General features: G+C 49.0%; 4 protein-coding genes. All 4 read right to left on the bottom strand.

The genetic code is table 11. The features are described from left to right. Window positions 1–214 precede the first annotated feature (214 nt). Window positions 215–1,126 carry an aspartyl/asparaginyl beta-hydroxylase domain-containing protein gene (locus KHU33_RS24835; RefSeq protein WP_211468020.1) on the bottom strand — a complete coding sequence of 304 codons (912 nt, stop codon included), beginning with the start codon at window positions 1,124–1,126 and terminating at the stop codon, window positions 215–217. An 11-nt stretch (window positions 1,127–1,137) separates the two neighbouring features. Then, window positions 1,138–2,292 (bottom strand): glutamate 5-kinase, encoded by a 1,155-nt coding sequence (gene proB, locus KHU33_RS24830; protein ID WP_211468018.1) that lies wholly within the window; start codon window positions 2,290–2,292, stop codon window positions 1,138–1,140. 531 nt (window positions 2,293–2,823) lie between these two features. After that, window positions 2,824–3,390, bottom strand: coding sequence for a phasin family protein (locus tag KHU33_RS24825; protein ID WP_211468016.1), 567 nt, complete (start codon window positions 3,388–3,390; stop codon window positions 2,824–2,826). Between the two features lie 336 nt (window positions 3,391–3,726). Further along, a complete protein-coding gene (locus KHU33_RS24820) occupies window positions 3,727–5,340 on the bottom strand; it encodes a sensor domain-containing diguanylate cyclase (RefSeq protein ID WP_211468014.1) in 1,614 nt (537 codons plus the stop codon). Window positions 5,341–6,354 lie beyond the last annotated feature (1,014 nt).

The following is a 6,354-nucleotide window of genomic DNA, read 5'->3' as shown; positions in this document are numbered from 1 at the left end:
CAAAAAGGAAGGTAGCTAGGTGCAATTGGAGCACGGAAAAATTCATTTTCTAAGCACTATTATTGGCAATCATGTTTTTGAATATGTCCCCGCAAAGCTAATCCCGCAGTCGATCATCGGTACTTACGCCGCAACGGGTATCGCGTCCAAATACGAGCACATAGCCAAAAGTGAGATCCCTGGCTATGCATCTCGAATCAGGAGTATTTGGACATCACGCTTCGATCAAACCTTTTCGCAGCGGAAATCTTTCGTTTAGCACTCTTGAGCCAATGTAAAATTTTTGCATCTTTTCACAATGTGCGATGAGTTCGTCTTTTTTGGTTATCTTGGCGACGGCAACAAGATTTTTGTAGATGTCGCTGACAGGCGACTCATATCGCAATTGCATCTCGGATAATTTCACCAACACCTGTTCGGCCTCGTATACATCTTTGAACTGTATCGCCAGCATATTCAGATAGTCTTCGAGATCTTCCGGCTCCAGAGGGGTTCTTGCTACCAACGCCGGGCGCACTGTTTCATCATGGATCGCTTTGTTTTTAAATATCCGGGAATAGTGTGGATTTTCTTCATCCGTATACTGAAAGTCTAGGCTCAGGATGCAGCGGTTGTCGGAACCAAGATTGTGTGCGCCGTGCGGGACCGTAGACTCAAGGATCCAGATATCGCCCTTTCGCATTCTAAATACGCCGAAATTTTCTTCCGTGTGATATGAGTCCAGGCATGTCTCGAGCGGTATCAGGATTCGTACGTAACCGTCTTTTTTTTCCGAAAGTTCGAGGAAGTCGATGTGCGGAATAACCTGCCCTTCAACCAGATTTCTCACTCTGGCCATTCTCATATGCTGGACGTCGAATGTGTCTTCTATGATTTGACTAAGATACGCGGTTGCTTCGCCGATTTGAGTCTTCACAGCGGGATGATCGAAGTCAGTGTACTGGGTATCTTTCCATTCTCCACTGCGATTCCAAAGAGAATGGTTGATCCACGTTCCAGAACTGAATTCGTCATATTGCTCTTTAATGATCGGCAATCCTGCAAGGACTTCCAGATCCTTTCTCAGTACCTCGTTATCGAACTTGATACGTCCCACGAGACGAGTCTTTGTAGCCTTTGTAGTCATATAAATTCTCTTTATTGATAAGGGTCTAAAACAATATTCCTACGATGTACCAACTCTTTGACGCCTGTAGGTCGGACACCAAAGTTTTTCATTGAAACTGAACTACTGATAATCTGGCTCATCTCTCTTGCGCTGTAATTACTTAAACCTCGAGCGACATATCTTCCTTCGATATCTTGTATTTGAATCATTTCACTGGGGCCGAAGTTGCCGTGAATGGCGGTCACTCCGACCGGGAGGATGCTCCCCCCACACATTGCGACTGCTTGCGCTGCACCAGCATCTAGAAATAGGATCCCGCGCGTTTTCAGATGTCCGGCAAGCCACTGCTTGCGCTTCAACAGACGCTTTTCTCCGGGAAGTAGTGCAGTACCGATCGCTTGACCTGAACGAATGCGTTCGAGGACATTTTCCGTACGACCAGAAGCAATCGTCGTTACACCTCCGGAAAGGGCAAACATTCTTGCAGCCTTGACCTTGCTCGCCATACCGCCTCGGCCCCATTTGCTACTACCACCAGCCATGGCTAATAGTCTTTCGTCGTCAACGGAAACGGCGGAGATCAACTCGACATCTTGAGATAAGCGGGGATCCTTCGTATAAAGACCTTGTTGATCCGTCAGTATGATGAGTCGGTCGGCGGCGACCATATTGGCGACAAGAGCTGCGAGCATGTCGTTATCGCCGAAACAGATCTCTTCCGTGCTCACGGTGTCGTTTTCGTTAATGATCGGCACTGCTCTTAACTGAATCAGTGCACGCAGCGTGGCTTCGATGTTCAGATAGCGCTGTCGATTCGCAAAGTCATCATGCGTCAGCAGGATTTGGGCGGAACGTATGCCGTTGTGATTGAAGCTTGTTTCATAGACCTGCATCAGCCCCATCTGGCCAACCGCGGCTGCCGCCTGCAGCCGCGGAATTTCTATCGGCCTGGAGCTCCAACCTAGGCGACTCAGCCCCTCGGCGATGGCGCCCGAGGAAACCAGCACGATGTCCATGCCCTGCTGTTGCAGTGCCGAAATTTGATTCACCCAGCGAGAAATCGCGTCTCTGTCCAAGCCTCGGCCGTTGTCGGTAAGCAGGGCACTGCCAATTTTCACGACCCAACGGTTTTCTTCAACGGGCGCTATTCGCACGCGACGATTCGTTTTCAATTTTAAGTCCATGCATAGATCTAGTGAAAATAACAACGGCGGGGCAACAAATCTGATCTTAAATAAAGGGTTTTACAATGAAAAACTTAGGCAAGGTTTTCAGAGTCGTAACATGCTGTCAGTTACAAATATCTTTATTTTTGCAACAAAAAATCATGCCAACCGGCACAATAGTTTTGACTTGCTGCACCAAGAGCGGCAGCATTCGACGAGATTTAAACGGAACATACCCAAGGATAGATGGGTTTTTGAGAAGACTTGGATCTAAAAAATCCGAGGGTAGGTGGATTTTTGGGAGATCTAAAACGTTATGTAGTCCAACTGTATCGAAAATACATGCGTTAGATAACTGCTAAAGTTGACAGTAGACAACATTGTACTTTTATTCAGAATGAACCAAATTCGATTTTTACGGATGCCAGCAGCTAAGAACGCGCTGTTATGTTGTCCAAGAGAGAGTCTAAAGCCGTTTGATAGCGGCGGCGGGAATCGAACCCGCGCCCGATAAGTTACATGCAATGCGCTATCTCATGTAGCTAAAGGTTACTTCTTAGTCGAATGAGCCGTACCCTTAGTAGCAGCTTGCGTCAGTTGGTCGACAGCGGTGTTGACATTGCTTTCGATGGTTTCAACTGCTTGCTTGGTGCTCTTGGCGAACTGTTCGTAACCGGCGTTGGCGCTGCCGATTGCCGATTTGACGAAAGCAACTGCGCCTTCTGCGCCAGGAGGCACGTTTTTGGAAGCCTGGTCAACGAACTCGACGACTTTACGCTTGGTTTCCGCAACTTGCGCTTCTGCGACCTTGGTCAGCTCGGCTTGTGTGCTGGAAGCGATGCTGGCGAAATGACGGCCGTAAGCGATGGCTTTTTCCGCGTTCGGTTGGGCCAGCGCTGCGCTTAGCGAGAAAAATTCTTGCGGATCTTTAGCGGCAAAGAATTTCTGGGTGGTGGCGGTCGACTCTTCCAGCGAAGCTTTGGCAGCGCTCAGGTTGAGGTCGATCAGCTTTTCTACGCCGGCAAATGCTTTGGTCGTGAAATCGGTATACAGGGCCAAATTAGATTCAAAATTGGCTTTGGCGGCGGCTGAAAATTGTTCTGCGGCGGTAGACATGGCTTCTCCAAGGAGTCGGTGTTGTAAAAACAGACGACATTAGTAGGATGATGAAAGGCGGCTAAAAACTAGCCGTTGATTGCGGAGTGCCATCTATTTAAATGGCACATTGTGCGACGCACAAATGTGATTTTAGATTTTTGTTGCCAGGTGTCTACTGGTAGTTTTGACAGTGTCAGCTACATTCTTAATGGAATGATAAGACGTCGCCCCTGCGATATTTAGGAGGCGCTGTAAGCTTGTACAGCAAAATGTGGGAGGTATAACTGGCGCGGGATTGCCGTCTCATTCCACGCTGTGAACTAAGAGATGGATTCCGCTCATCGCTTAATCGTTCTACACACCAGTGGCGACTGACTCAGGTTGAACACGGGTTTGGCGGAGGACACGGAAGCTGGCATTGTCGCAAACACGATCACGTCCGCCGGATTTGGCTGCGTAAAGCGCCTTGTCTGCCGCCTGTATCAGTTCCAACGGATTATCCAGATCTTGAATCGGAACAAACGCATCGACGCCGGCGCTGACCGTGACCACGCCGGCCGAGTTACCGGTATGTTCGATGCCCAAGCTGTGGATCTCCAGACGAATCTTTTCGGCAATGGCCATTGCTCCACGCACGTCGGTGCCGGGAAGCAGCACGCCAAGCTCTTCGCCGCCGTAACGAGCAGCTACGTCACCCGGCCGGTTTTGATTGGTTTTAACAACTTCACTGATCTTGCGCAAGCATTCGTCGCCTGCTGCATGACCGTAGATGTCGTTATATTGTTTGAAGCAATCGACATCAATCATGACGAGAGCCAATGAGCTTGCCTCTCGTACTGCACGACTAAATTCTTTATCCAGCGCTATGTCGAAATGGCGACGGTTCGCAAGTCCGGTGAGACCATCTTGCAATGCCAGCCTTTCAAGTGTCTGGTTGAGCGTTTCCAAAGCATCTCGTGTCCGCACCAGTTCTGCTTCGGTATTCAAGCGTAACTTGATTTGGCCGACGAGATGAAATCCTAGCAAGCCCAGCACGACGAGTAGTATCGCCACACCGGCTGTATGCACGTAAGTGTCTGTCAGCCAGTCCGCGAGAATTTCATCTTTTGACAACGCTGACGAGACGTACAAGGGGTACTGATCCAGATGTCGAAAACTGTTCAGTCGTGTCACCCCATCTTGGGCCGACACGATGAAAACCGTGCCCGCTGCTTTCTTGGAGATGTTGTCGCGATATAGAACGGTGTTAGCCATGCTTTTGCCGGTGTAATTATTCAAAAGCGGCCTGCGGGTCAGCATGATGCCGTTGTTCAAAGCCAGCACGATCGCACCGTGACGCCCGATATCGAAACTATCGTAAAATTTCTTGAAATAGTCGATGTTGATTGTTGCCAACGCGACACCCGCAAAGCTGCCGTCAGCGTGATTGATTCTGCGCGACACAGTGATAATCCACGCTCCCGTTGATCTGCTCTGTATTGGCAGTCCGATATACGGTTCCGTATCAAGATGAGTGCGGTGATAAATAAAATAATCCCGATCTGAATTATTGACGTTGGGTGGCGTTGTGGGTAATGAATTGGCAAGCCAGCGCCCATTTTCGTCATAGACGAATAAGCCTTGAAGCTGCGGCAATTCGTCAACCCGCCGCACCAACAACACATGCAGCCGCTGCAGCGCGCCGGCGTCGTTGCCGTCCGCTTGCACGCGTTCGACGAGGCCCACAAGGGTAGTGTCGGCAGCCTTAATCGTATCGCCGGCATGCTGTGCTATGGCGCGCGTCATATTGGAGGTGGAAATTCCCATCTCATGCAACTGTATGTTACGGGCCGTCCAGCTTCGCCATCCGTCAATGAAAACAAGCGACAGGCACACAAGGATCACGAAAAACACGGCCAGCGATGTGATCGGTACCCGTTTAGTCGTTAATCGAGCTTGTCGTGTCAGTGTGTCGAGGAGACCGCTCATAGGTTTGTTGGAGGCTTAGTTGCTGCAAACTCAAAAGTTGGCGTATTTTTCTTCTATCGCAAAAGCTGACACGTAAGTCCAAATATTTAAAAATGTTTTCTTGTGGAAACTATTATTAATCATAGATCAGCATTGATCAATACCAATAGCTATTTATTCATTTACGTGAGTAAATCAGGAGTTGCTGGGGGGAATTACGTGGCATCTGGCGTGTTTTACATGTCGGTGCGTACACATTTCATGACGGCGCCGCGCGCGCCCCCCACTGCATGCTGTGAACTAACGAATGTCGCAAAAATTACTACTTGCCATCGAGTTGGTTTTCTAACTCTATTTTAATTGCTAAAAAATTACGAAATATTCGATTAGGTAATTGAATTTATGGGTATTTTGATAGCTGTTAGCGGGACAAGATCCCTTTTTCTTTAATTCCCCCATAATTGACCGTAAGCCGCGTATCCAAAGGCTTAGAAGCGTCTAGTAAAGCCGGGGCGATTCAAAGCCTGGTACAGGGATCCAGATCATGAGCAATTAAAGTAACTGCGTCGCAGTGGCGCCAATCTTGATTTGTTGCTGGTCCACGGACTGTAACTCGCACGATCATGCCTTCGATGGATACTAGAGTGTTCTAAACGCCATAAACCAGATATTTAAAGGCTTTCCGGCGTTTTTCTCCTCTGCTTCTATGGTCTGAAACAGCCCCGCTTAGCTGGAAACGCGACTATCCTGCCGTTGCCAACGCTTGCGGTCGAACGGCATGTAGGCGTGGAAGCTTGCAGCTCTGTCGATGTCGCGGCCCCGATCGCCACGTGACTACACACGCAAAAACTCTTCCAGGCGCATCTCTACTGCGCGGCTTTAGTTTTTGCGGCGGCTTTTTTTCAGCTGCTGACCCGTCCTGAATTAGGTTGACACTTTTTCGATGAAGAGAAGGAGTGTCAAATGGAGCAAGAGATGCGGCGCAGCCAACGTGATTACAGCCTGGCTTTTAAATTGAGCGTTGTCGAGCAGGTA

This window comes from Collimonas silvisoli (assembly GCF_018305005.1).
Classification (GTDB): Bacteria; Pseudomonadota; Gammaproteobacteria; order Burkholderiales; family Burkholderiaceae_D; genus Collimonas; species Collimonas silvisoli.
The sequence above is the reverse complement of the archived record's forward strand: the minus strand, read 5'-3'. Positions and strand labels throughout refer to the sequence as shown.

Coding starts and splice junctions, on each gene's coding strand:
- KHU33_RS24835 (WP_211468020.1), bottom strand. CDS start 1,126: ATGACTACAAAGGCTACAAAGACTCGTCTCGTGGGACGTATCAAGTTC.
- proB (WP_211468018.1), bottom strand. CDS start 2,292: ATGGACTTAAAATTGAAAACGAATCGTCGCGTGCGAATAGCGCCCGTT.
- KHU33_RS24825 (WP_211468016.1), bottom strand. CDS start 3,390: ATGTCTACCGCCGCAGAACAATTTTCAGCCGCCGCCAAAGCCAATTTT.
- KHU33_RS24820 (WP_211468014.1), bottom strand. CDS start 5,340: ATGAGCGGTCTCCTCGACACACTGACACGACAAGCTCGATTAACGACT.